Raw genomic sequence first — 23,983 nt, forward strand, 5'->3', positions numbered from 1 at the left:
GGTCAAATCAATTGTTGCAGTAAAGCAATAAATAATTAAAGATTTTATTTAATTATTAACTTTCTGTATTTACTGATTTGTTTTGATGTTCGTTTGATATTACTGTCCTGCCATTCATCGCATTATTTTGAATTAAGTCATCTACTTTCTGGCAGGTTCTCCAATAAACATCTTCCATAAACCGGTGGCCAAATTCACCATTTCGGCCAATGCTTAAGAGATTATCAATATTAGTAGATTTCTCAAACTGCTGACGCTCTTTTTCATATTTATTTAAAAAAACAGGATAGGAAAAGCCGGTCCGTAACACATCTCCGCCAAGAAATTTTTCTTTAATCCCGGGCAATACCCGCTCTAAATTTTCCAGGCATAGGGCAATTAGCTTATCGTCTTCCATTGTCCAGAACGGTTCGTCTTTTGTGCAACCTATATCAGCAGTAATGATTGATTTTCCTTCAGGCGCCATCCATGGCATGGATCGGGTAACCTCCGTGAGGCGAAAAAACGGTAAATCTTTTTCAGGAAACCACTCGACAGTGTCTGGCAAAAATCTTCGCCCTTCCAGGCGCAGATTGATAAAGATCATTGGCCGAAATTTAAACTCTTTGGCATAATCCAATACATGGCTTCCTTTTACCATCTGGGCAAGAATATTGGCAGGTGCAGTACTGATTACGGCTGAAACAGGTTTTATTTCATCATTTACTTTAATGGCCGTTACTTTTCCGTTTTCAACCATAATTTCTTTTACCGGCGAATTCAACATGATTGAATCCTCTATCCCTTCCATCAGTTTTTCGCATATGGTTGATACGCCATGATTTGGATAAACGTGCCATACGGAAGGCATTTCCGGTTTTTCGCGGTTATACCCACAAGCTACGGCGCGGCCTGAAAGGACGCTTGCCATTTTTAAATAAAGAGTTTGTAAAATACTTCCCGGCAGACTTTCTCCGACGGCCGGAGACAATTCATCAGCCGGAACTCCTGACCACGCTTCAATAAGGGGTAGCGCAACCTGATCCGCTAAGGCCTGTCCATAATTTTTTCTAAACCATTCCGCAGCGGAAGCTGGAGGATTAGAGGCACCAATTTGGTTTAATTTGCTTTTGATAAAGCTTAATGACATCTGTGGTATCTCTATCAACCCGAAGGGATAATTATAGCTTTTCCCTTTTAGCCATACGGCTTCTCCATAATGTTTTACTACGCGGCATTGGTCGCCGATTCCTACCGCATTTGCAAGCCGGTTTGTTATAAAATGAGCGCCAAAATCATGTGTGAAACCATCTTTGTCTTTAAAGCTGGAAGCCAGCCCGGCAACTTTATTGCTGGCTTCATAAACTTCAAAAGGAATATCTCTTTTTTTAAGGCGGCTGGCGGCAGTTAATCCTGCAAGCCCTGCTCCCAATATTGCGATAGGTTTAGCTAAATTCATGGTTTATATTTTTTGATTATATTTTTTAATAAAAATTAATGAACAGGTGCATACTAAAGAACAACTCTGGAAAAACGTTATGAAGGCTTTTGCAGCGTGGCCTGTAGCAATGCGCCCCTGCCGAACTTTTGTAATACAAAATCCAATACGGTAAAAACAAATAGTGAAAAGGAAGATTTAAGCGTAAACCTATTTATTAACCACTGCGGCATTTTATGGTCAACAAGATAATTGTGAATTGAATAAACCCAATTGACAGGGCTAACGATCGTGGTAAGATCTTTTACGTCGTAACCCACGTCCCTTGCTAACTTTGAAAGTGAGTTACGGTTAAATAAATTAAAATGCCGTGGAAAATGATAACCGCCCCAATGTCCGCTCTTAAACCAATTAAAATCAATCGAGCCAGTGTTATCTGTAACTATTATCAATTGTCCGCCTTCGCGAAGGAGGCCGAAAACAGTTTCCAATACCTGGGGAGGGTCTTCCAAATGTTCAATGGTTTGTATCATGAAAACCATATCATAACTATGTTGAGGAAGATTGACATCCTGCACTCTTCCCAAATGAACATCCAATCCCGCTCTTGTGGCAGCTTTGACGGCTTTCTGGTCCAAATCAACTCCCTCTAATTTCCACGTTTTATTTCCGTACTGGCGCAACAGTCCCAGATGAAACCCATCCCCGCAACCTACATCCAGGATACGTGCATTATCTTTTAAATGCCTGCACCGTTTTAAAGAGCGCCTGGCTTCCAGGCGGCATCTCACATTGTAAACAAAACCAAACTCTTTTTTTGAAAAGTCAAAAGCATGATAGGTAGGCGGATAAATGGTTTCAAATTCAGAAGCAGCGGGCCGCGGATCAAGATATACGAGATTACAGGAATTGCACTGCATGGCAAAAAATGTATCCGCACTGGTGTGGTATTCAAAATCTTCACCTTTGCCGATAAGGGAAGCGTTTGTACTTCCGCATACGCAACAATCTACATTGTTTAATCTTAATTTTTTGTTTTCCATCAGGGGGCTCTTATTTGCTTCTACAATAGATAAAGCGGCTTTACAAAAAATAATAGATTAAATAATTGAATGCTTACTGTAGCTGGGCATTCTACGGTGTTTTCGAAGGAATGAAGGTATTTTATAAAGATACAATTAAATTCAACGCAGGATAAAAATGTCTTCAGTTTTTTTAGGAAATTTTCGAATTAAGAATTCGGCACAAAAGAAACGAAAGCTACTATTTGTTTCCATGTAGCTTTCCTTTCTTCTTTAGCACTGGTTTTGGCTATAGTGCGGCTAAATAAATAAAAATTATTTTCCAATCCTGTACAATCTTCCATCGTCAGTGACGGCGTATAAAGCGCCATCTTTGCCTTGTGTAATATCGCGGAATCTTTGTGACTGATCACTCAGCAATCTTTCTTCACCAATCACCTTATTATCCTTTATCACCAGCCTGTCTATGTGCTGGCCGCTCAGTGAAGCCACAAATAAGTTGTTTTTCCATTCCGGAATGGCATCACTGCTGCAGAAGGTAATTCCACTTGGCGAAATCACCGGGTCCCAATAATAAACTGGTTGTTCCATGCCCTCTTTTTGCTGAATACCATCGCCGATTTTTGGTCCGGCGTATTCAATACCGTAGGTAATAATTGGCCAGCCATAATTTTTTCCGGGTTGAATCAGGTTAATTTCATCGCCGCCACGTGGGCCAAATTCAGCTTCCCATAAATCTCCGGTAGCGGGGTTAATGGCCAGTCCCTGCACGTTTCTGTGACCGTAAGAGTAAAGCTCGGGCCTTGCATCTTTTTGATTTTCGAACGGATTGTCGGGAGCCGCTTTACCAGCGGTGGTAATGCGGATTACCTTTCCGAGCGATGAATTAAGATATTGCGCCTGCGGCCTTGTTTCCAAATCAGACCTTTCGCCGGTGCTGAAAATGATATTGCCGGTTTTATCAAAAAGAATCCTGCCGCCATAATGGAGCGTGCTGTTGTGCGCCGGCGTAGCCCGATAAATTACGGTTGCATTTTGAATACTCTTTTCATCATCGGCTAATTTTCCTTTAGCAACTGCAGTAAGATTGGCGTTGGGCTGCTTTTCTGAAAATACCCAGTACACCATGCGGTTATTGCTGAAATCCGGATCGGTAGTAATTCCTAATAATCCTCCTTGTCCGCCGTCGTTCACTTTGGGAATGCCGGTAATTGGCTCGCCCAAAGTGCCGTCCGCAGAAGCTATGCGAATATCTCCTGATTTCTCTGTTATCAAAAATCTTCCATCAGGAAGGCTGGTAATTCCCCAGGGCCGCTTTAAATCTTTTGTCAAAATCTTCACCTGGAACGGGGTAGTGGTTTTCACGCCTTGTATCCGCGTTTGCCCTTCAAATGCGGGTTTATAATCCGTATTAGCGGCTTTTGTTTCCACGGGTGGATAGGTGGAATCTGAATTAACTTGTTGTGCTTGCGCATTACCGTTTGTCGGCGATTTGCACGATAACAAAATGATTGTGATGATGGTGGCGATGCCGGTCAATTTTGTATGCATACGAAATAATTTTTTTAGTTAAGATTTAAGATAAGTATTATTTTTCATGAACAGCAAATGAAAGTTGTATTTAACAGGAATCTTGTGTAAATGCTCTGCTTCACGTTATTTTGTATAATCTTTTAAGAAAAATATCTTTAGAGAATTGATTGTAGCTTCATTTGTAGCGTTACTATTTTGTTTTTATTTGAAGTTAAATTTTTTAAGAAAATAATCATGAATTTTAAAGAAAAAGTTGTTATAGTAACAGGCGCGGGCCAGGGAATTGGATTTGAAATTTGCCGGAGACTTGCAAAGGAAGGTGCACATGTTGTTTTGAATGATGTTGATGAAAATCTTTGTCTGCCGGCTGCAAAGCGCATTGATGAACAAGCGGATGGCAGTTGCATTCCATTTGCAGGCGATGCGGGTGATGTGGAATTTATACAGTCGCTGGTTGATGAAACGGCAGATAGATTTGGTAAAATTGACATAGTGATTGCCAATGCGGGCATTACGATATTCGGAGATTTTTTTACCTATTCTCCGGAGTCTTTTTCAAGAGTAATGGATGTGAATTTGAAAGGCTCTTTTTTTCTGGCACAAGCCTCGGCTAAACAAATGAGAAAGCAATCTTCCGGAGGATCGTTACTGTTTACTTCATCCGTTACCGGCCACCAGGCGCACAAAGACCTTGCAGCTTATGGCATGACGAAAGCAGCGCTTGAGATGCTGGCGAAAAATTTGGTAATTGAAATTTCAAAATATAAAATCAATGTGAATGCTATTGCGCCCGGCGCTACTTTAACGGAACGGACTTTGAGCGACGCCAATTACGATAAAATCTGGTCTGAACTAACGCCAATGGGAAGGCCCGCATCAGTAACCGATGTCGCAAACGTAGCGCTGTTCCTTGTTTCTGACGAAGCAAAACATATCACGGGCCAGACGTTGATTGTTGATGGCGGCTGGACATGCATTAGCCCATCGCCGTTTTAAACACTTTCCGAAAAAAATTGAATTAGTTTAATTTTTGAATAAAAGGATTTTGTAACAAAAAATTAAATTTTACCTTCTATGTTGAGGTAGTTGCTATCGTACACCTATCAGAATGTTACAGAATTTATAGATTATTTTTTAAAACCTCCCATACGTTTTCTGCAACAATCTTATGGCCTTCTGCGGTGGGATGAATACCGTCACGCTGATTCAATTTCGGATCGCCGCCAACGCCTTTTAGTAAAAATGGAATAAGCTCAATTTTATTTTTGGATGCAAGTTGCGGATATATTTTTCGAAATTGAGTGGTGTAATCCTGGCCCATGTTGGGCGGTATCTGGATACCTTCAAGGATAATTTTTGAGCCAGGATATTTTGCTTTTACTTTATCAATAATCGATTGCAGGTTTTTTTCAGTTACGGATAATGGAATTCCGCGCAGCCCGTCATTTCCTCCCAGCTCAAGAACAAAAATATCAACCGGCTGTTTTAATATCCAGTCAACACGGCTGTTGCCGTCGGATGTAGTTTCGCCGCTTACGCCCGCATTTATCACTTTATAATTCAAATGCAAAGAATCTATTTTGTCCTGTATCAGCGCCGGATAAGCTTCCGAAGGATCTACGCCATAACCTGCAGTAAGACTATTGCCAAAAAATAAAATCGTTTTCTTTTGAGCGGAAGAATCAGCGGCATTATTCTTTACCTCTTCCTGAATATGCTGCGCGGTATCTTTGGAATTATTATTACAGGAAAGGAGAGTGAAAACCAAAGTAGCCAGGAAATAAATATTGGCGCTTTCCATTAATCTTTTGGTAATATTTTTATAACTCTTCATCCCGTTACAGATTGTATAATTTTTTAAATACTTTCATTTGTAATTTCAACTTGCACAAAGATACCCTGCTGTATTTTTAAAGTTGTTTTAAAATAATCAGTGATGATTGAAAAAATTCATTGCTCTTACTGGCCTCATCTGAAGTAATTTGAAAAATAACAAAATGCAGACGATTCTTTCTCTTCAACATGTAAGCAAAAATTATAAAAGCGGCGGCAACCTTTTGACCGTTTTGGATGATATTTCTTTTTCTGTAGAGGCAGGCGCTTCAATGGCTATTGTAGGCCCGTCGGGGAGTGGTAAGACAACCTTGCTTGGTTTATGTGCCGGCCTTGACCAGCCAACTTCCGGAAGTGTGGAGCTTCAACAAAATCACCTGGAAAATCTGAATGAAGACCAACTGGCCTCCATAAGAAACCGCTATGTTGGCTTTATCTTTCAGAATTTTCAATTAATGCCTTCTTTAACAGCGATTGAAAATGTAATGGTTCCTTTAGAGCTTCGGGGCGAAAAAAAAGTGCGGGCAAGAGCAATGGAATTTTTGGACAAGGTGGGCCTTTCAAAAAGAAGCCATCATTATCCTGCACAATTGAGTGGCGGCGAGCAACAGCGCATTGCTATTGCGCGTGCATTTTCCAATCGCCCTTCTATTTTATTTGCAGATGAACCTACCGGAAATCTGGACGCAGAAACCAGTGATAAAATCGTTGATCTTATTTTTGGTCTAAACCGCGAAGCCGGAACTACGTTGATTTTGGTAACGCACAATGATGAACTGGCGGCACTTACGCAACGCATCATCCATTTAAAAGGTGGCAAAATTTTTTCTGATGAACTTACCAAAAAAATGAACTCATTCAAATGATGGTAGGGTGCGGGTTCACCCCTGCCCAAAAGGGTTAGGGCAACCGCAAGGGTGGCCCCTACATTGAACGATTAAAATGAATAAATGCAGGAACAATCACTAAATAAGTCTACCTCGCCGGTAGGCAGGCAAATAACCCGAAATCCTGACTCGCTTCATTTCCGCTGGCTGTTGCAAATGGCATGGCGCGACAGTCGCAGAAACCGTTCAAGACTGTTCCTTTTTATCTCTTCTATCATCTTAGGAATTGCTGCCCTGGTAGCCATCTATTCGTTGGGAAATAATTTAAGTAACGAAGTCAACAACCAGGCAGCAGCCTTGCTGGGCGCTGATTTGGAGATTTCAGGTAACCAGCCGGCACCGCAAAATATTCAAGGCCTTTTGGACTCGCTGGGAGGCTCACAATCTGAACAAAGAAATTTTGCTTCCATGATTTTGTTTCCCAAAAACAACGGAACAAGATTGGTGCAGGTGCGTGCGCTCAGCGGACAATTTCCTTATTATGGATCTTTGGAAACCGAACCTGTTTCTGCCGGCAATTCATTTAGAAACCAGCAACAGGCCCTGGTGGATGAAACGCTGATGTTACAGTTCAATGCTAAAGTAGGCGATTCCATAAAAGTAGGTGAAGTGACTTTTGCCATTGCAGGTAAATTATTGAACGCTCCCGGGCAAACCGGTTTTTCTTCGTCCATTGCGCCGGTTGTTTATATTCCATTGCGCTACCTGAAAGCCACCAACCTGATGCAAAAAGGCAGCCGCATCAGTTACCATTATTTTATCAAATTTCCTCATCAGGTAGATGACGAAAAATTAGTCGGCAAGATAAAACCTACTCTTGAAGAAAGCGATTATAATTACGACACCATTCAAACACAGAAAGAAGATACGGGGCGCTCATTCAGTGACCTTACTAAGTTTCTATCGTTGGTAGGTTTTATCGCGCTGTTGCTGGGTTGTACGGGCGTTGCGAGCGCTGTGCATGTGTATGTAAAAGAAAAAATAAATTCCATCGCCATCCTCAGGTGCCTTGGAGTAAGGGCATCGCAGGCATTTATTATTTTTCTTTTGCAGATCGTGTCTGTTGGTTTTATCGGCTCTTTGGTGGGTGCAGTTTTAGGTGTTGTCGTCCAACAATTTTTGCCTTTTATCCTAAAGGATTTTCTTCCTGTTGCAATTACCACTACCATCTCATGGACCGCCGTTATACAGGGAATTATTTTGGGAACAATAATCTCCGTTTTGTTTGCATTACTGCCTTTAATTTCTATCCGGAAAATATCACCATTGCAGGTTCTTCGCGCTTCCTTTGAACCCATAACCAATAGAAAAGATTTTCTAAAGTGGGGAATCTATCTTCTCATCATTTTATTTGTGTATGGATTTTCATGGATGCAAATTGGTAATGCCAAAAACGCTTTCTATTTCACGGTGAGCATTGCTGCAGCTTTGGCTATTCTTGCTGCCATTGCACGCTCGCTCACATGGCTGGTTAAAAAATTTTTCCCTTCTTCATGGAGCTATTTGTGGCGGCAGGGATTGGCCAATTTATACCGGCCCAACAACCAGACTACCATTTTAATTATTGCTATCGGGCTGGGCTCCGCGCTCATCAGCACTTTGTTTTTTATACAATCTATTTTGCTTACCCGTGTTACGATTGCGGCGGGGGAAAACCAGCCTAATATGGTTTTGTTTGATATTCAAAGCAGCCAAAAAGAAGGTGTGGCAGGGCTTGTGAAGCAATTTGATATGCCGGTAAAGGAAATGATTCCGATTGTAAATATGCGGCTCGAAAAAGTGAATGGTATTTCCGCTTCGGATGTAAAAGAAGATTCTTCGCATCAACTTTCACGGCATCTTTTTTCGAGGGAATACCGTGTCACCTACCGCGATTCGCTAACGTCTACAGAAAAAATAACGAAAGGCAAATGGGCCGGAACTGCGCCTGCAAAAGGCCTCCCGTCAATTTCCTTTGAAGAAAATTATGCGGAAAGAAATGGCCTTTCTCTTGGCGATACGCTTACTTTTAATGTGCAGGGCGTGATGGTGAACACCGTTTTGGGAAGCATGAGAGATATAGACTGGAGCCGCATCCGTACTAATTTTTTGGTAGTATTTCCGAAAGGGGTTGTTGACGATGCGCCACAATATGAAGTGATATTGACCAAAGTGCCGTCACAGGAAGTGTCTGCAAAATTTCAACAGCAAATGGTGCAACATTATCCGAATGTGTCCATCATTGATCTCGGATTGATCTTAAATATTTTAAATGCCATCATGGAAAAAATTGGTTTCGTGATCCGTTTTATGGGTGGCTTTAGCATCCTCACCGGCATCGTAGTTTTAATATCTTCGGTACTCATCAGCAAATACCAACGTTTGCAGGAAAGCGTGTTGCTGCGCACACTCGGCGCCAGCCGCAAACAGATATTTGCCATCACTGCGCTTGAATATTTTTTTCTCGGCACCCTTGCCGCGCTCACCGGAATTATATTAGCGGTTGCCGCAAGCTGGGCTTTGGCGCATTATTTTTTCGAAACTTCTTTTCATCCTAACCTGGTTCCGGTTTTAATTTTAGGAATAATCGTGTGTGCCTTAACCGTTATAACGGGATTAATAAATAGTTTTGGATTATTGAACCGGCCACCGCTGGAAGTGTTGAGGCAGGAGGTGTAATAGAAGTGACACCTTTTCAAAAGGTGTCACCTCTGGTATAGAAAAAAAATACAAAATTTATTGCTTTACTGTCGCTTTACTCTTTAAGAGTTCCGGCAAAAGCATCACTTTGTAAATCTTCCATAGTTCGCAATTTTTATAACATAGGCGTAAGGCGCTTTTATTTTTTCAGGATCATAAGCAGGCAGCGCCACTTCTACATTTTTGCCTTGCTGTTTCCATTGGAGTTTGCCTTTAGTTGATAAAAATGTGATGCCAGTGCCTTTGGGCAGTTGTATATTTTTCAAAATCAATTTCCTATCAGCCGGGTATTTGGGGAAAATAGCATACAGCGAATTGGTTGAAGCATTGTAAGTGTAAAATATTTCTTTCACTGCATAACCCGGATCGGGATCTATTGTGAGCTTCAGCAAGAGATCATTATCTCCTTTTTTCATTTTATAATCCTGCCTGCCGGCGCTCCATTGTGAAGGCGTTTTCCATCGCTGCGTATTGTAGATAGCTTCAGAATTGATGTTCATCCAATCGCCAATCTGCAACAATCTTTCCTGCATAATGGGTGGAATTTTTCCGTGTGCATCAGGGCCAATGTCTAATAAAAAATTTCCACCGCGACTCACCTTATCAATTAATTGCAACACCAGCGACTGGGTAGAATTGTAATCCCACGCATCCTCCGCCCTGTTATAACCATAGCTGTGACCCATTCCGCGGCTTTCTTCCCATGCATGACCTTCAAAATCCTTGTCAGGCTGATATTCCGGCGTATAAACGCTTCCATGATGAAAGCGGACGCCGCGACCCCATCTGTCAAAAGTTACCACGCTGTTTTTTACGGGACTTTCATTGTAAACCCATGCAAGGAATTGTTCTGCTTTCCAGGTAGTATCAGGCGCATCCCATCCGCCATCTGTCCAAAAAACATCCGGCTTGTAAGTAGTAATCAGGTATTTCATTTGCGGCCACGTATGCAATTCTACAAACTCATTTTTATTATTTACCCATAATGGATTATACCATTCGTATAAAGAATAATACATGCCCGGATGTACTGACGTTTTGCGGATGGCTTTAAAAAGATCGCCCAGCAAATCCCTGTGAGGGCCTACTACTTCTGCATTCCAGGGGAAACCCCAATCCCTGTTCGCTTCTTTGCTGGGCCACAGACAAAACCCGTCATGATGTTTGGAAGTGAGCACCACATATTTTGCGCCTGACTTCTCAATCAGGTTTGCCCATTCATCAGGATTAAATAAATCGGCTTTAAAATCGCGTGCAAGGTCATAATAGCTGCGGTCGCCAAAATTTTCTTTGTGATATTTAACGGTTGCTGAATCTCCTTCACGCAAAGCATGCTGGTACCATTCCGAATAAGTTCCTTTTTTTCCATAAGCCGGAACGGAATACACGCCCCAATGGATAAAAATGCCAAACTTAGCATTGGTGTACCATTCAGGCACTTTTCGCGCGTCGAGAGATTTCCAGTTTGGTTCGTATTGGCCAAACGCATTTACTGAAATAATTAATAAGAAAGCAGCTAACAAATTTTTAGGCCGGAACATTTTCATTACTAAATTTTATTTGAGATTAAATGAAAATTCAAGATAAGTTTTTAACGGGAATTTAAATGCTTTTAGATTTTTTATTCAGAATAAAAAAAAGGAAATATTTATTGTTTTACTGTACCACAATAAAATTTCAGGATAGTGGCTTGGCTTTCTAAAAAGAAGGCCCACACCCGCTTCTGAAGAAATTTAAAAAGAATATTTAAAGTATTTTAAATTACGTTTACAGGTTTTCCTTTCAGAAATGATTCGATATTATTCACCACTACATCCATAAGCCGGGCTCTTGATTCGAAAGTAGCCCATGCTACGTGTGGGTTAATCAAACAATTCTTTGCATGAAGAAGCGGATTATTTGCTGAAGGCGGTTCCGTAGAAAGCACATCTAATGCAGCGCCAGTAATAGTTTCGTGGTTCAGCGCTTCAGCAAGGTCATTTTCATTCACCAATCCGCCGCGGCTGGTATTCACCAAAAATGCTTTTGGTTTCATGGTGGCGAGCAGTTGTTTATTTACAAATTCAAAATTGTCCTGGGTTAGCGGGCAATGAAGGCTTACAATATCCGCTTCCTTAAAACATGTTTTCTCATCAACAAAAGTGACGCCTTCCATTTTATTTCTTTCAGGATGTTTGTGGGAAGAAATGACCCTCATTCCAAAGGCTAACGCAATTTTGGCAACATTTTGTCCAATCTGTCCAAACCCGATGATACCTAAAGTTTTATTTTGCAATTCCATTATGGGCTTCAAATGATAGCTAAAATCTTTACTCCTTACCCAATCGCCGTTTTTCACACTCTGAGCATATAAAGCAGTGTGGTTCGCAAGTTCAAGAATAAAAGCAAAAGTGAGTTGCGCCACGGAAGCTGTACTGTAAGCAGGAACATTCGTTACAATAATATTTCGTTTATGCGCCTCCGTTATATCTACCACATTATACCCCGTAGCCATCACTCCGATGTATTTAAGATTCGGTGCTGCCTCCATGATATCTTTGTTCACGAGCGCTTTGTTGGTCAGTATCACTTCTGCATGGGATACTCTTTTGCGGCTTTCTTCCGGCAATGACCTGTCGTAAATATCTGTATCGCCAAGATTTTTTAATTGCTCCCAACTTAAATCCCCGGGGTTCATTGCAAAAGCATCTAATACTACAATTTTCATGTTTACTTATTTTTTCTTTTGAAAATATTCAATGCCAGCAAATTCCCTATTTCAAATGCTGTGCGCTCCAGGTTTGACGCAGTATTTGAAATAGCTTCATCAAGCCGGGCTGGCTCATTGCTTATCGGAAATATAGCGTCGAAAAATTGGTGCAGCTCTTTATTAAAGTTTACCGGAACCGCGCCCGCTAAAATGACAACAGGAATTGCATGTTGCAACGCTTTTTGAGCCACGCCAAAGGGGCCTTTTCCTTCCAGTGTCTGGCTGTCTACTTTGCCTTCTGCAGTGATTACCAGGTCGGCATTTTTTAAATCCCTTTCAAATTGCACGACATCCAAAAAATAAGAGATGCCGCTTACCAACTTCGCATGGGCAAATGCCGCTAAGCCTGCTGCCACGCCGCCTGCGCTGCCACCGTGAGTGTATGCATCCATTGTTGACTGCACATCTTTTTGTACAATTTTGTTCATTTGATGCAGGCATTTTTCAAGTAAAGACACCGCTTTTTTATCAGCGCCCTTTTGCGGGCCAAATACAGCAGCGGCGCCATTCTTACCCAATAATTTATTAGTTACATCACATAATACTATGATTTCACATTCTTTGAGCCTGGCGTCAATCTCTTTGGTGTCAACGCGATTGAGCGCTAATAATCCTTTGGGAAACTCTGTAATTTTTTTTCCTGAATTATCTAAAAAATGAACACCCAATTCATCCAGGAGCCCGCTGGCCCCATCAACAGTAGCGCTGCCTCCAACTCCAATAATTATTTTTTTAGCGCCTTTATCTAAAGCGGCTTTAATAAGTTCACCAGTACCTCGTGTATTTGCTTTTAGTGGATTTAGATTTTCTTTTTTCAGTAAACGGATGCCGGATGCGTCAGCAAGCTCGATGATAGCCGTTTTGCTTTTATTTTCCCATGCAAAAGCCGAAAGAATTTTTTTTCCCAACGGATCGTGCACAAAAATTTTAATTGATTTTGCTGAGAGTTTTTTCGATATAAGATGCGCTGTGCCATCGCCGCCGTCCGCTATGGGAATCAATTTTAAAGAACACGTAAGCTTACTTTTCTTCAACCCCGCAGCGATGTGTTGAGCCACTTGTCCAGCCGAGAGGCTGCCTTTAAAAGCATTGGGAGCAATGACGATGTGCATAACCGCAATGGTAACGAATTTTTAAAAAATGAAAAATTTACCGCTTATAGCTACAGCAGTAAATGAACAAATAATGTCGGTTTATATTTTATACTTTATCAAAAAAAACGCGGAAATCATTTGTATAGGCAAAAAAATTTATTATCCTCTTATTTGCCCGTTCCCTTTTATCACCCATTTTTCTGTTACTAATTTTTCGAGGGCGAATGGCCCACGCGCATGCAGCTTTTGGGTAGAAATTCCAATTTCTGCGCCAAGACCAAATTCTTCACCATCTGTGAAACGCGTGGATGCATTGGAATAAACAGCCGCTGCATCCACTTCTTTTAAAAAGCGCTCGCATTGTTTTTTATTTTCCGAAACGATTGCTTCGGAATGCCGCGTAGAATATTTTTGAATATGTTGCAAGGCTTCATCCGTATCCTTCACCACTTTCACTGCGCACTTAAGGCTTAAAAATTCACGCCCAAAATCGTCACTGGATGCGGCCTCAAGCCTGGGATATCCTTTCAATAATTTGTATGCTTTTTTATCTGCAAAAATTTCAACACTATTCTCCTCCATTTTTGGTTTTAATTTTTCGAGAAACTCAGGGGCAATTTTTTCATCTACCAAAATGGCATCTACAGCGTTGCAAACAGAGGGCCGCGATACTTTTGCATTCACTACGATATCAACTGCCTTTTTAATATCCGCTTCTTTTTCTACATAAATATGGCAAACTCCGGCGCCTGTTTCGATTACCGGAACCTGGCTGTTTTGTCGAACATAGCGGATAAGGCCATCTGAGCCACGGGGAATAATCACGTCCACATATCGCGTAGCTGTAAATAATTCCTTCACTGCCTCCCTATCAGAAGGTAAAAGCGTTACGCAATCCGGGTTCAGATTATTTTTCTTTAATGCATTTTTAATAATTTTTATAGAAACCTTATTGGTTTCATCCGCGTCGCTGCTGCCTTTAAGCAAGCATGCATTCTGGCTGCGCAGGCAAAGGGCTGCGATATCAAAAGTGACATTTGGCCGTGATTCAAATACAGCGCCAACGACGCCCATAGGTACTGATATCTTTTGCAATTGCAAGCCATTTGGAAGTGTTCTTTCCTGCAAAATTATACCCGCAGGATTGGGCAGCTTGCTAATGTTGCGAATACTGTTGGCGATATTTTTTATCCGTTTTTCATTCAGCATTAAACGGTCGTTGCGCGGATTATCAGGCTCCTGCTTTGCCAGGTCTTTTGCATTTGCTTTAAGTAATGTAGCTGCCTCCTGCAAAAGGCCGTCGGCAATGGATTTCAGTGCTGACTTAATTTGCTTGTCGGTGCTGTTGCGTAAATCGATTGCAGCCTTATACGTTTTTATAATGAGCGGTTCAATAGGTTTCATTGTTTGTTATTTGATTACATTTTCTTTTTTTAATAAAATTAAAACAGTACAATATCATCCGCATGCGCTGCCATGATGTGCTTTATGTGCAGGCTCTGGCGTAAAGATTCTGCAGCAATTTTCACCTTTGCTACGCCAATAATTTTTTCTTCATCATTCATAATTTGTACTACCTCGCCTGCAGCAAATTTACCCTGAACCTGTGTAACGCCAACTGTGAGCAAGCTTCGGCGTTGTTCCAGTGCTTTTACAGCTCCTTTATCAACCGTGAGGCTGCCAATAGTTATACTGCCGCTGGCAAGCCATTTTTGACGTGCTTTCAGGTTGCTGTTTTGCGCCTTAAACAAACTGCCATTTTTGCCCAAAAGCGCATCGGTAAAAGGATTGTCGCCAGAGAGGCTGCAGATAATTACCTGTATGCCGAGGGAAACCGCCAGCCTTGCAAAAGTGAGCTTGGAAACCATTCCACCAAGGCCAAGCGTACTTTTTCCTTTTTTTACATAGCTCATTATGGTGCTGTCGATTTTTGGGACAACAGAAATGATTTCCTGTTTATCATTCAAAAATCCGCCTGCTGAAGTGCAGATGATAAGGCTTTGCGCATTAAAACCAATTGCTATCAGGGTAGCCAGCTCATCATTATCGGAGAATTTTAATTCAACATTACTTACCAAATCATTCTCATTTACTACAGGCAGAATCCCATTGTTCCAAAAGGCTTCGAAGGTTTCTTTCAGTTGTACAAACTGTGACCGGTTACTGAAATGATGGCGTTCGCAAAGCGCCTGCGCCACCGGTATTTTATAATCAGAAAAATATTTTTGATAAAGTTGAATTAATATCGGGTTGCCGATTGCGGCTGCGGCTTTTCTTTCGCTTAATGTTCCTTTGTAATGCTGAATAAAAGCTTTACCGCTGCCCACGGCGCCGCTGCTAACCAATACTACATGATAAGTTTTTGACAGCTCCGCAATTCCTGCTGCTACTTTTTTGATTACCGGTTTACGAATCACTCCTTGCTCATCTGTTATCGAAGCGGTGCCCAGCTTAATTACAATTACCTGCTTTTGCATCCGGCAAAAATATTGATTACGTGATAATTAAAAATGTGGAATTAGATTTTTAGAAATAAAAAGATTTTATCACCTGGAAAAAGACCTTCCCGTTAGTTTTGAAAATCATTTTTTGCAGAAGTTATGGTGAGATAATTTGCAAAATGAGATAAGTTTGAAATTCTTTAACGAGTAATCAATAAGCCATACACTATGCAGCATGGCTGCTTACCATCTGCAAGCCAACTACCGAGATAACCAGTGTCGACAGAAAAAAAACTCTCCAGAAATTTACCGGCTCTTTAAAAATAATAATGCCGGCTATAACCGTACCAATCGCGCCGATTGCCGTCCACACCGCATAAGCAGTACCCACCGGAATTGCTTTTTCTCCGCCCATGGATTTGAAAAGGAGCAACATGCTCAGGCTTACTGAAATGGCAAAAGCCAAAAGCCAAAGCCATAATTCTTTTCCCGAAGATTGCTGGGCCTTTCCCAAACTGACGGCAAAGCAGGTTTCAAACAATCCGCCGATAATTAATAATATCCAGTTTACACTCATTTTGTATTTTCTAATGCCCAAATTTATTTTAAAAAAGTCTTCCCTTGCTGAATTGCATCAAATTATAAGTCAAATTTTTTATTTAGAAAAGATTTTCTATTTATTGAAATAAATTTTCCACCTATTTATCCGTTCACTGCAGACAACTCCCTTTCAGATTTGTAACTGAGTTCAAAACTCATGTACCGTAAAAAAAGTTTCCAAACATTTTCTTACATTTTCCCTTCTTAATTTTATGGAAGCTATTTTCGATAAATTCTTTATTTTTCAATCAAAAAAATGAGCAAAGGAAGACTGGAAGCTTTTAGTGATGGGGTTTTCGCAATTCTTATCACCATTATGGTTTTGGAATTGCATGCGCCTGAAGGGGCCACCTTCGGAGATTTAAAACCGCTCTTGCCTAAATTTATCAGCTACATTCTGAGTTTTGTTTATGTGGGCATTTATTGGAACAATCACCACCACATGCTGCAATCGGTGAAGCATGTGAATGGTAAAGTGTTGTGGAGTAATATGCTTCTCTTATTTTGTATTTCATTAATTCCTTTTGTAACGGCCTGGATGGGTGAAAATCATTTCAGCGCTTCGCCGGTCGCTTTATATGGAGTGGTTTTGCTGTTATGCGCTTTATCTTATCCGGTTCTTATTCACTATTTAATTCAACTTCATGGAAAAGATTCCTTACTCGGCAAATCCATTGGTGGTGATACCAAAGGAAAGGTTTCAATTTTAATTTATGTGGCAGGGATTGCGCTTACTTTTTTAAATCCATGGTTTGGCTTTGGACTTTATATTGTGGTAGCCTGCATCTGGTTTATTCCTGACAAAAGAATTGAAAAAAGAATTCAGGATAATTCGACAGCAGAATAAGATGTTTTTTTATTTCTATTGCATACGCGCTTTAAATCTCATGAATTTTTTTAAATTTTTCTGCTTAAGCGGGCAACTGTTCTTTGTAAAATTTTATCTTTTCTTCAAGGCTCATCCTTGCAAATCTTGGAGAAGGAGAAGGCAGATTTTTCCAGTTTTCTGTTTTGGGAAATCGCTTTAGAAAACTTTTTCCAACATACTGGCTGGTAAAGAAAATCGTTTTAATATTTTTATTTTCAAGAATTTTTTCAATTGCGTTATCGTTGTATTCCACTATTTCCAGGTTGCTGTCGGTATTGTTGTTGCCTTTTCTTTTTATTCGTAAAAAAATATCAACAATACCAATTCCGTGTTTTTCAAAAAGCTTTTGCTTGCCTGCTTTTGTCAATAATTCCTCATTATAAACTCCGGAAATAATTTTCCAGAACTGGTTTCTTTTTGTTCCATAAAACCATTCGTCGTCTGACAATTTTCTATGCGTAATATCTCTTCCGGGAAAACTTCCAACAATAAGCACCGTAGCGTTCTCAGGAACAAAAGCTTTAAAAGGATGCGTTTCAATTTCGTCCATCTCAGTTATTTTTTGCAAGCTCTTTAATATCTTTTATTTCCAAAACATTTTTAGGATAACCAATCGTGACTGCGTTAATCATTGCCCTACCTACTTCCTGCAGAGTTAATACACTTTTCGGCACAATAAATTTTAGCGCTTTTACCAAAAGTTTCACGATGGGCTTCCAGTTTTTTTGCCCTTCAAAAGGCTGCATAATGCCCGGCCTAAAATTGTATTCTGCTTTAAATGGTAAGGCAGCAAGATCGTTTTCCGTTTTTCCCTTTACCCGCGCCCACATTATTTTTCCTTTTTCTGATCTGTCTGTCTTGGCTCCTGAAACATAAGTAAAAACTATTTTCGGATTCGATGCCAGGATAGATTTTGCGAACGCCAGCGCTACGTCATAAGTAAGGTGCCTGAAAGTTTCTTCATTTTTTCCAATTGATGAAACTCCTGCGCAGAAAAAACAGCCATCGTATCCTTTAAGATTTTCGCTGTATTGTTGAAGTTGAAAGAAATCGGGGACTAATAATTCTTTAAGTTTTGGATGCTGTAAATCATAATGCCTTCGCGAAATAATTAATATTTCTGATACTTTTTCGTTCTGCAAACATTCAAATAAAACTCCTTCGCCCACCATGCCTGTTGCGCCGGTGATAATCACTTTAATCGGGTTCATCTTTTATTATTTATGACAATGAAGGTCGTAAGAAATAAAAAGATTAGGTTAAAAAATTAAAGAGTAGTAAAGCAAAAAATGGTGTTGAATTTTATTTTGCAGGATCCATTGCCAATTTTCAATTTATCGGATAGCGGATTGTAAAATAATTTTTACTCTGATCTAAGACTTTGAATGGGATTAGCCAGAGCCGCTTTAATAGCTTGCACACTCACGGTGAGCAGTGCAATCAGCATAGCAAGCAAGCCTGCAACGAGGAAAATAGGCCAGCTAATCGAAGCCCTGTATTCATAGCTATCAAGCCAATTGTGCATCATCCACCAGGCAATGGGAAAAGCAAGCAGGCATGAAATTAATACAAGGATTAAGAATTCTTTTGAAAGCAAGCCCGCAAGCCCGTTTGCAGAGGCACCGAGCACTTTTCTGATGCCTATTTCTCTTGTTCTCCGTTCTGCGGTGTAGGCAGCTAAACCAAATAAGCCGAGACAAGAAATGAAAATTGCAAGGATTGCAAACACGCTCGCTAATTTACCGATGAGCATTTCAGTTTTGAAAAACTGGTCAAATTGATCATCAACGAATTTATAGTCAAATGGAAATCCCGGGTTATTTCCTTTTATAACATTTTCCACTTTCTCTAAGGCGCCTGCAACGTTTGATGTTTTTTTCAGGCGAATGGTTAAAAAATTAGTGCCCGAAGTATCGGGAAAAAGAATCAAAGGAGAACTGGGAGAATATAAATTGTTATATACAAAATCGTCAATAACACCTACCACGGTAAATTTATTGTCTCCGTCGGTAATTAATGAACCGATTATATTTTTACCTCCGATAATTTTAGCAAGAGTTTGGTTAATAATTATATTGCCGGAATCTGATTTAATATCACTATAAAAATTTCTTCCTTTTTCCAACTTCATTCCCATGGTAGAAGTATATTCAGGACTAACAGATTCTACAGTGATTAAAACCTGTTTATCAGGATCTTTTCCCTGCCATTGAAAATCGGCTGTATTGCTGCCAAGCTGCAAAATAGTACTCTGGCTCAAAGCAGCATCTTTTACTATGCCGGTCTGTACAAGATCATTTTTTACCGCGTTAAAATGTTCTTTTAATTTTCCCTGCAAAGGCAGATAGATAAGATTTTCTTTATCGTAGCCAAGTGAACGGTTTTTAGCATGATTAATTTGCTGGTAAATAATGATAGTGCTGATTATGAGAATAATGGAAATCGTGAATTGAACAACTACTAAACCCTTCCTGATAAAGCCCGCGCTGCCATTTGTTTTTAGCCGGTTTCCCTTCAAAACTGCCACAGGGTTAAATGAAGAAAGATAAAATGCAGGGTAACTTCCTGCAACCAGTCCGCAAATCAATGAAATGGCCAACAACGCCGAAATATGAAGAGGTTGAAATAAGCGGATGGACAATTGTTTTTCCACCAAAGTATTAAACGCAGGAAGCACAACATAGGTAGCACAGATAGCAACTACTGCAGATATCAAAGCCAGGATGATAGATTCACCAATGAACTGGCCTACCAGCTTGCTTTTGCCGGCACCCAATACTTTTCTTACTCCGACTTCACGCGCTCTTTTTTCTGAGCGGGCGGTGGAAAGATTCATAAAATTAATGCACGCAATGAGCAAAATAATCCAGGCGATAAGACTGAAAAGATTTACATATTTTATTCTTCCCGGCACTTCTTTTCCATCCTTCCAGCTATCATACAGCCGCCAGCGACTCATCGGGTAAACTGACATTTTCGCTTCAGCGTCCTCAGCTTTTGATTGCACATAATTATATAACTTCCTGTTAATGGCTTTAGGATCAGCGCCTGGTTGCAATTCAACGTAAGTAAGTACGCCATTGTTTCTCCACGATTGAAGCCAGTTATTTTGATTCTCAAAAATTTTAAAAGGAGCAAGCCAATCAAATTGAAATGAAACGCTTTCGGGCAAGTCGCTGATAACGCCGGTTACTATTGAACTGGTATTGTTATCTACTCTTAATGACTTACCAATGGCATTGTCGTTTCCGAAAAATTTATGAGCCATTTTTTCGGTGATTACCAGTGACTGCAGTTGTTCAAAAGCCTTGCTGGCATTGCCCTGCACAAATTGCAGCTGAAACATTTTTAAAAAGGAGGAGTCAACATACATTCCTCTTTCGTAAATATTTTTATCGCCAAGAGAAAATAAAGACTGATTTCCCCACGACGCCCTGGCGGTATTTTTTATTCCGGGAATTTCTGTTTTGATACCTGCGGCAAGAGGGCCCGGCGTAGCATCAAATGTAAACGTAGTTCCATCATAGGTTTGGCTGTCTTTTATTTTATACAGGTTTTCTTTGTTACTGAAATAATTATTGAAATTGATTTCATCTTCTACCCACAAAAATATAAGGGACGCACAGGCAATACCTATTCCCAACCCGAAGATATTCAGAAAGGTAAAACCTTTGTTTTTCCAAAGATTTCTGAATGTTGTTTTTAGATAATTGTGAATCATGGAAGTCAAAATCTATTAATCAGCTTACGACTCAGATAGGACGCAGTTCCTGAATTCAGTAAACAAACAAATAATCGAATTTTTTTTTTAGCGCAGAGGGATTGTTTTTTTAATCGGCTATACAAGGATGTTTTCTGTAACGGTTTGGCCGTCAAGCATCCTGATAATCCGGTGGCTATAGCTCGCATCATGCTCGCTGTGCGTTACCATAATGATAGTAGTTCCCTGTTCATTCAGCTCTATAAGCAATTGCATTACTTCATTTCCGTTTGATGAATCCAGGTTTCCTGTAGGCTCATCGGCAAGAATTAATTTTGGCTTGTTCACCACTGCGCGGGCCACGGCTACGCGTTGTTGCTGTCCGCCCGATAACTGTTGTGGATAATGATTTCTCCTGTGCATAATCTGAACTTTTTCGAGCACTTCTTCCACGCGTTTTTTTCTTTCATCAGATTTAACGCCAAGATAAATAAGCGGTAACTCCACGTTCTCAAACACGGTGAGCTCGTCTATGAGGTTAAAGCTTTGGAAAACGAAGCCTATATTACGTTTGCGCAGGTCGGCTCTTTTTCTTTCATTAAAATGCGCCACTTCAATACCATTAAATAAAAAGCTTCCGCTGTCAGGGTCGTCTAATAATCCGAGTATGTTAAGCAGGGTTGATTTGCCACAGCCGGAAGGCCCCATCACTGCTACAAATTCTTTGTCTTTCACAGCAAAAGAAAGCTTGTTTAGCGCCACGGTTTCTACTTCTTCAGTACGGTAGATTTTTTCGAGGTTGGTAATTTTTATCATATTTTTTTGTTTGGTTTAAGCTATTTATTAAATCTTAATTATCAAATCATCGCCAGGAAAAATTCCGGCCGGAGCGTTTTCAAGGATTATATTCGGCTTGTTATGTTGAACTTTTTGTAAAGCATTTTGGCAATACTGTTTTTTCTTAAAAGAGCATTGTTGCGTGCCCATGCAAAAAAACAGCAGAAGCAGGAAAAGCAACATTGATTTAAAATTTTTCATATCGCATCAGTGTTTTATTTGTATTAATTATTTTTTAAAACGAGCTCCTGCATATCGCCGTAGTTCTCATAGCTGCTCGTAATTACCTTGTCGCCGGGGCTTAATCCTTCTAATACTTCGTAGTAATCCGGGTTTTGCAGCCCGAGCTGGATATCAGTTTTATAAGCAGTTTTGCCATCCTTGCTTAGTTTGAAAATCCAGTTGCCGCCTGTCTTCTGATAAAAACCCCCTTTAGGCAAAAGCAGGGCCTGCCTTTCTGCACTTAAGGCCAGGCTGATCTGCAGCGTTTGTCCGCGGCGTATTTTATCAGGCACATCGCCTACAAACTCCATGTCTACCTGGAAGTGGCCGCTGACCACCTGCGTATACACTTTTTTAATTTCCAGGGTGTATGTTTTATTATTGAAATCGAAATTACCTCTCAATCCGGTAAATATTCTTGAAATGTAATGCTCATCGATATCTACCCTTACTTTAAATCCATCCAACACGTCAATCTGGCCAAGACGCTCGCCTTTATTTTTCGATTCGCCAATTTCTGCATCGAGCGAAGTAAGCTGGCCGTCTATCGGCGCACGAACTATCAGGTCGCCCACTTTTTCCTGCATTACATTTAACGCCTCCTGCGAGCCCTGGTACAATTGTTTTGCCTGCTTCATTTGTTGCTCTGTAGTGGTAGAATCCTGTTCCAGAATTTTAGAGGTCAGTTGCTTTTTCTGCAGGTAATAATTGTAATCATTTTTAGCTTTTTCAAATTCCTGCGATCCGATTGCTTTTTTTTCAAAAAGATATTTATCCAAATCGTAAATTCTTTTCGCTTCCTTCAGAGCGCTTTCCACGTCAGTCATCTGGTTGAGCTTGCTTACTGTATTCTGTTCTGCCGCGTTTTTTGAAATCTGCATCTGCGTTAGCAGGTTATACACATTGGTTTTTTGTGTTACCAGCGCCAATTGTAAATCAGTATTTGATAATTTTAAAATAGGTTGTCCTTTTTTCATGATAGCGCCGTCGTCCACATATTTTTCTTCTACACGGCCACCTTCAGCGGCATCGAGGTAAATGGTAGTAAGCGGAAGCACCACGCCATTCACCGGGATGGTTTCCTGGAAAGTTCCTTTTTTAATTTCGCTGATAGTGATGCGGTCCATATCTACATTCAGCTTGCTTTTACCCGAGGTGAAATAATAACTTAATCCAATCAATGTAACTATGGCAACAATTCCTAAGATTGTGAGAATCCTCTTACGTGACCATTTCTTTTTTTCAATAACTCTGTCCATACTATTTTTTTTACTTTCCGGGAAAATGCCGTTGGTTTTTAAATTTTCTCTTTACAAATATCATAAACCGTATGCCATTAATTATGCTATTGTTTTTCAAATACTTAGAAAACATAATTTCCGGTGTAGTGTTCGGTTTTGATACAGGTGTAGTTCATTTTTGATACAAGCAAAATTTCTGTAAAAAGGCGCAATTTCAGATAACATTTCTTCTTGCTGCAAAGTTTCTTTTGCTACGCTCAATATTCCAAAACTGTGCAACGGTAAAGTTTCTTTTCTTTTCCCGTCCAAAATCTTTTGCGATGGTTTCTTCCACCTCGAACGTAAGCTGATTAATTTCTGGAATCGTCAACTTTTCCAGGAGGTTGTTTGATTGAAGTTTCATGACTTGTTGTTTTAAATTTTTTTAAAATGTTTTTTAGAATGCAAATCTTTTTGAAGTAAAATTTCTTTTACGCCGTTGGATGTCCCAGTATTGGGCAGCGCTAAAGATTCTTTTCTTTTCGTTCTTAAATTCTTTGGCCATTGTTTCTTTCAGCTGGAGGGTCAGATTTTTTAATTCATCTTTTGTAAGATTTTCCAGGAGGTTGTTTGAATAAAGTTTCATGATTTTTGTTTTTATTTTTTTTTGTAATTTTTTAATACGTTTCTGAGTTCTTTTTGTTACAATCTTTTTTTAATCCGTTTTGTTGTTTGAATTAATGAAGTACAAAGACGTGCCAATCCATACTGCGTTGATTTTCAATAACTTTGAATTAGATTTTTAAATGCCGGTGTTCGTTTATGATACAGTGATCATCCGCTTTTGAAACAGTGGTGCAACTTTTTAAAATCTTTACAAC

The 23,983-nt window shown here is 40.1% G+C and carries 21 protein-coding genes; 4 read left to right on the plus strand and 17 right to left on the minus strand.

Annotated elements, in window-relative coordinates:
- Positions 1–55: 55 nt before the first annotated feature.
- The 3 genes from EFY79_RS16245 to EFY79_RS16255 all read right to left on the minus strand — a co-directional run bounded on the left by EFY79_RS16245 (position 56) and on the right by EFY79_RS16255 (position 3,990).
- Positions 56–1,438, minus strand: a complete 1,383-nt coding sequence (locus EFY79_RS16245; protein ID WP_123121784.1) for a protoporphyrinogen/coproporphyrinogen oxidase — start codon at positions 1,436–1,438, stop codon at positions 56–58.
- Between the two features lie 77 nt (positions 1,439–1,515).
- Complete coding sequence (locus EFY79_RS16250; RefSeq protein ID WP_123121785.1) at positions 1,516–2,460, minus strand: class I SAM-dependent methyltransferase; 945 nt, start codon at positions 2,458–2,460, stop codon at positions 1,516–1,518.
- Positions 2,461–2,754: 294 nt separating this feature from the next.
- Positions 2,755–3,990 carry a PQQ-dependent sugar dehydrogenase gene (locus EFY79_RS16255; protein ID WP_123121786.1) on the minus strand — a complete coding sequence of 412 codons (1,236 nt, stop codon included), beginning with the start codon at positions 3,988–3,990 and terminating at the stop codon, positions 2,755–2,757.
- A 216-nt stretch (positions 3,991–4,206) separates the two neighbouring features.
- Between EFY79_RS16255 and EFY79_RS16260 the strand changes: the two genes are divergently transcribed.
- Entirely contained in the window at positions 4,207–4,968 is a 762-nt protein-coding gene (locus EFY79_RS16260) for an SDR family NAD(P)-dependent oxidoreductase (protein WP_123121885.1), read from the plus strand.
- 124 nt (positions 4,969–5,092) lie between these two features.
- On the opposite strand, the gene EFY79_RS16265 is transcribed toward EFY79_RS16260, so the two are convergent.
- Positions 5,093–5,806, minus strand: a complete 714-nt coding sequence (locus EFY79_RS16265) for an arylesterase (RefSeq protein WP_233578039.1) — start codon at positions 5,804–5,806, stop codon at positions 5,093–5,095.
- Between the two features lie 163 nt (positions 5,807–5,969).
- Here EFY79_RS16265 and EFY79_RS16270 point away from each other — a divergent pair, with 163 nt between their 5' ends.
- Positions 5,970–6,671, plus strand: a complete 702-nt coding sequence (locus EFY79_RS16270) for an ABC transporter ATP-binding protein (RefSeq protein WP_123121887.1) — start codon at positions 5,970–5,972, stop codon at positions 6,669–6,671.
- Between the two features lie 84 nt (positions 6,672–6,755).
- A complete protein-coding gene (locus EFY79_RS16275; protein WP_199727557.1) occupies positions 6,756–9,350 on the plus strand; it encodes an ABC transporter permease in 2,595 nt (864 codons plus the stop codon).
- Between the two features lie 104 nt (positions 9,351–9,454).
- On the opposite strand, the gene EFY79_RS16280 is transcribed toward EFY79_RS16275, so the two are convergent.
- The 6 genes from EFY79_RS16280 to EFY79_RS16305 all read right to left on the minus strand — a co-directional run bounded on the left by EFY79_RS16280 (position 9,455) and on the right by EFY79_RS16305 (position 16,232).
- Complete coding sequence (locus EFY79_RS16280) at positions 9,455–10,918, minus strand: alpha-L-fucosidase (protein WP_199727558.1); 1,464 nt, start codon at positions 10,916–10,918, stop codon at positions 9,455–9,457.
- A 209-nt stretch (positions 10,919–11,127) separates the two neighbouring features.
- A complete protein-coding gene (locus EFY79_RS16285) occupies positions 11,128–12,078 on the minus strand; it encodes a D-2-hydroxyacid dehydrogenase (RefSeq protein WP_123121787.1) in 951 nt (316 codons plus the stop codon).
- Positions 12,079–12,080: 2 nt separating this feature from the next.
- Positions 12,081–13,232 carry a glycerate kinase gene (locus EFY79_RS16290; RefSeq protein WP_123121788.1) on the minus strand — a complete coding sequence of 384 codons (1,152 nt, stop codon included), beginning with the start codon at positions 13,230–13,232 and terminating at the stop codon, positions 12,081–12,083.
- A gap of 141 nt (positions 13,233–13,373) precedes the next feature.
- Positions 13,374–14,618 carry a glutamate-5-semialdehyde dehydrogenase gene (locus EFY79_RS16295; RefSeq protein WP_123121789.1) on the minus strand — a complete coding sequence of 415 codons (1,245 nt, stop codon included), beginning with the start codon at positions 14,616–14,618 and terminating at the stop codon, positions 13,374–13,376.
- Positions 14,619–14,656: 38 nt separating this feature from the next.
- A complete protein-coding gene (gene proB, locus EFY79_RS16300) occupies positions 14,657–15,691 on the minus strand; it encodes a glutamate 5-kinase (protein ID WP_123121790.1) in 1,035 nt (344 codons plus the stop codon).
- A 190-nt stretch (positions 15,692–15,881) separates the two neighbouring features.
- Positions 15,882–16,232, minus strand: a complete 351-nt coding sequence (locus tag EFY79_RS16305; RefSeq protein ID WP_123121791.1) for a DMT family transporter — start codon at positions 16,230–16,232, stop codon at positions 15,882–15,884.
- 279 nt (positions 16,233–16,511) lie between these two features.
- On the opposite strand from EFY79_RS16305, the gene EFY79_RS16310 reads away from it, so the two are divergent.
- On the plus strand, positions 16,512–17,102 hold the full coding sequence (locus tag EFY79_RS16310; protein ID WP_123121792.1) for a TMEM175 family protein: 591 nt from the start codon (positions 16,512–16,514) through the stop codon (positions 17,100–17,102).
- A 64-nt stretch (positions 17,103–17,166) separates the two neighbouring features.
- On the opposite strand, the gene EFY79_RS16315 is transcribed toward EFY79_RS16310, so the two are convergent.
- The 7 genes from EFY79_RS16315 to EFY79_RS16350 all read right to left on the minus strand — a co-directional run bounded on the left by EFY79_RS16315 (position 17,167) and on the right by EFY79_RS16350 (position 23,748).
- Positions 17,167–17,673: a uracil-DNA glycosylase family protein gene (locus EFY79_RS16315; RefSeq protein ID WP_123121793.1), complete on the minus strand. Its 507-nt coding sequence runs from the start codon at positions 17,671–17,673 to the stop codon at positions 17,167–17,169.
- Between the two features lies 1 nt (position 17,674).
- Positions 17,675–18,334: an NAD-dependent epimerase/dehydratase family protein gene (locus EFY79_RS16320; RefSeq protein WP_123121794.1), complete on the minus strand. Its 660-nt coding sequence runs from the start codon at positions 18,332–18,334 to the stop codon at positions 17,675–17,677.
- 152 nt (positions 18,335–18,486) lie between these two features.
- The gene (locus EFY79_RS16325; RefSeq protein WP_123121795.1) at positions 18,487–20,844 is read right to left on the minus strand and encodes an ABC transporter permease; all 2,358 of its coding nucleotides are present in this window, start codon (positions 20,842–20,844) and stop codon (positions 18,487–18,489) included.
- Positions 20,845–20,961: 117 nt separating this feature from the next.
- Positions 20,962–21,639 (minus strand): ABC transporter ATP-binding protein, encoded by a 678-nt coding sequence (locus tag EFY79_RS16330; RefSeq protein WP_123121796.1) that lies wholly within the window; start codon positions 21,637–21,639, stop codon positions 20,962–20,964.
- Between the two features lie 245 nt (positions 21,640–21,884).
- Positions 21,885–23,141, minus strand: a complete 1,257-nt coding sequence (locus tag EFY79_RS16340; protein WP_123121798.1) for an efflux RND transporter periplasmic adaptor subunit — start codon at positions 23,139–23,141, stop codon at positions 21,885–21,887.
- Between the two features lie 196 nt (positions 23,142–23,337).
- Positions 23,338–23,526, minus strand: coding sequence for a hypothetical protein (locus tag EFY79_RS16345; protein ID WP_123121799.1), 189 nt, complete (start codon positions 23,524–23,526; stop codon positions 23,338–23,340).
- A gap of 33 nt (positions 23,527–23,559) precedes the next feature.
- Positions 23,560–23,748, minus strand: a complete 189-nt coding sequence (locus tag EFY79_RS16350) for a hypothetical protein (protein WP_123121800.1) — start codon at positions 23,746–23,748, stop codon at positions 23,560–23,562.
- Positions 23,749–23,983: the final 235 nt, after the last annotated feature.

Origin of the sequence: Hanamia caeni, from assembly GCF_003721595.1 — a bacterium.
In the GTDB taxonomy this organism is placed as follows: Bacteria; Bacteroidota; Bacteroidia; order Chitinophagales; family Chitinophagaceae; genus Ginsengibacter; species Ginsengibacter caeni.

Bases quoted from the DNA above. Each gene is read 5' to 3' on its own strand.
- EFY79_RS16295 (WP_123121789.1), bottom strand. From the start codon at position 14,618: ATGAAACCTATTGAACCGCTCATTATAAAAACGTATAAGGCTGCAATC.
- EFY79_RS16275 (WP_199727557.1), top strand. From the start codon at position 6,756: ATGCAGGAACAATCACTAAATAAGTCTACCTCGCCGGTAGGCAGGCAA.
- EFY79_RS16340 (WP_123121798.1), bottom strand. From the start codon at position 23,141: ATGGACAGAGTTATTGAAAAAAAGAAATGGTCACGTAAGAGGATTCTC.
- EFY79_RS16255 (WP_123121786.1), bottom strand. From the start codon at position 3,990: ATGCATACAAAATTGACCGGCATCGCCACCATCATCACAATCATTTTG.
- EFY79_RS16285 (WP_123121787.1), bottom strand. From the start codon at position 12,078: ATGAAAATTGTAGTATTAGATGCTTTTGCAATGAACCCCGGGGATTTA.
- EFY79_RS16325 (WP_123121795.1), bottom strand. From the start codon at position 20,844: ATGATTCACAATTATCTAAAAACAACATTCAGAAATCTTTGGAAAAAC.
- EFY79_RS16290 (WP_123121788.1), bottom strand. From the start codon at position 13,232: ATGCACATCGTCATTGCTCCCAATGCTTTTAAAGGCAGCCTCTCGGCT.
- EFY79_RS16250 (WP_123121785.1), bottom strand. From the start codon at position 2,460: ATGGAAAACAAAAAATTAAGATTAAACAATGTAGATTGTTGCGTATGC.
- EFY79_RS16315 (WP_123121793.1), bottom strand. From the start codon at position 17,673: ATGGACGAAATTGAAACGCATCCTTTTAAAGCTTTTGTTCCTGAGAAC.
- EFY79_RS16320 (WP_123121794.1), bottom strand. From the start codon at position 18,334: ATGAACCCGATTAAAGTGATTATCACCGGCGCAACAGGCATGGTGGGC.
- EFY79_RS16265 (WP_233578039.1), bottom strand. From the start codon at position 5,806: ATGAAGAGTTATAAAAATATTACCAAAAGATTAATGGAAAGCGCCAAT.
- EFY79_RS16260 (WP_123121885.1), top strand. From the start codon at position 4,207: ATGAATTTTAAAGAAAAAGTTGTTATAGTAACAGGCGCGGGCCAGGGA.
- EFY79_RS16245 (WP_123121784.1), bottom strand. From the start codon at position 1,438: ATGAATTTAGCTAAACCTATCGCAATATTGGGAGCAGGGCTTGCAGGA.
- EFY79_RS16280 (WP_199727558.1), bottom strand. From the start codon at position 10,918: ATGAAAATGTTCCGGCCTAAAAATTTGTTAGCTGCTTTCTTATTAATT.
- EFY79_RS16310 (WP_123121792.1), top strand. From the start codon at position 16,512: ATGAGCAAAGGAAGACTGGAAGCTTTTAGTGATGGGGTTTTCGCAATT.
- EFY79_RS16330 (WP_123121796.1), bottom strand. From the start codon at position 21,639: ATGATAAAAATTACCAACCTCGAAAAAATCTACCGTACTGAAGAAGTA.
- EFY79_RS16270 (WP_123121887.1), top strand. From the start codon at position 5,970: ATGCAGACGATTCTTTCTCTTCAACATGTAAGCAAAAATTATAAAAGC.
- proB (WP_123121790.1), bottom strand. From the start codon at position 15,691: ATGCAAAAGCAGGTAATTGTAATTAAGCTGGGCACCGCTTCGATAACA.
- EFY79_RS16350 (WP_123121800.1), bottom strand. From the start codon at position 23,748: ATGAAACTTTATTCAAACAACCTCCTGGAAAATCTTACAAAAGATGAA.
- EFY79_RS16305 (WP_123121791.1), bottom strand. From the start codon at position 16,232: ATGAGTGTAAACTGGATATTATTAATTATCGGCGGATTGTTTGAAACC.
- EFY79_RS16345 (WP_123121799.1), bottom strand. From the start codon at position 23,526: ATGAAACTTCAATCAAACAACCTCCTGGAAAAGTTGACGATTCCAGAA.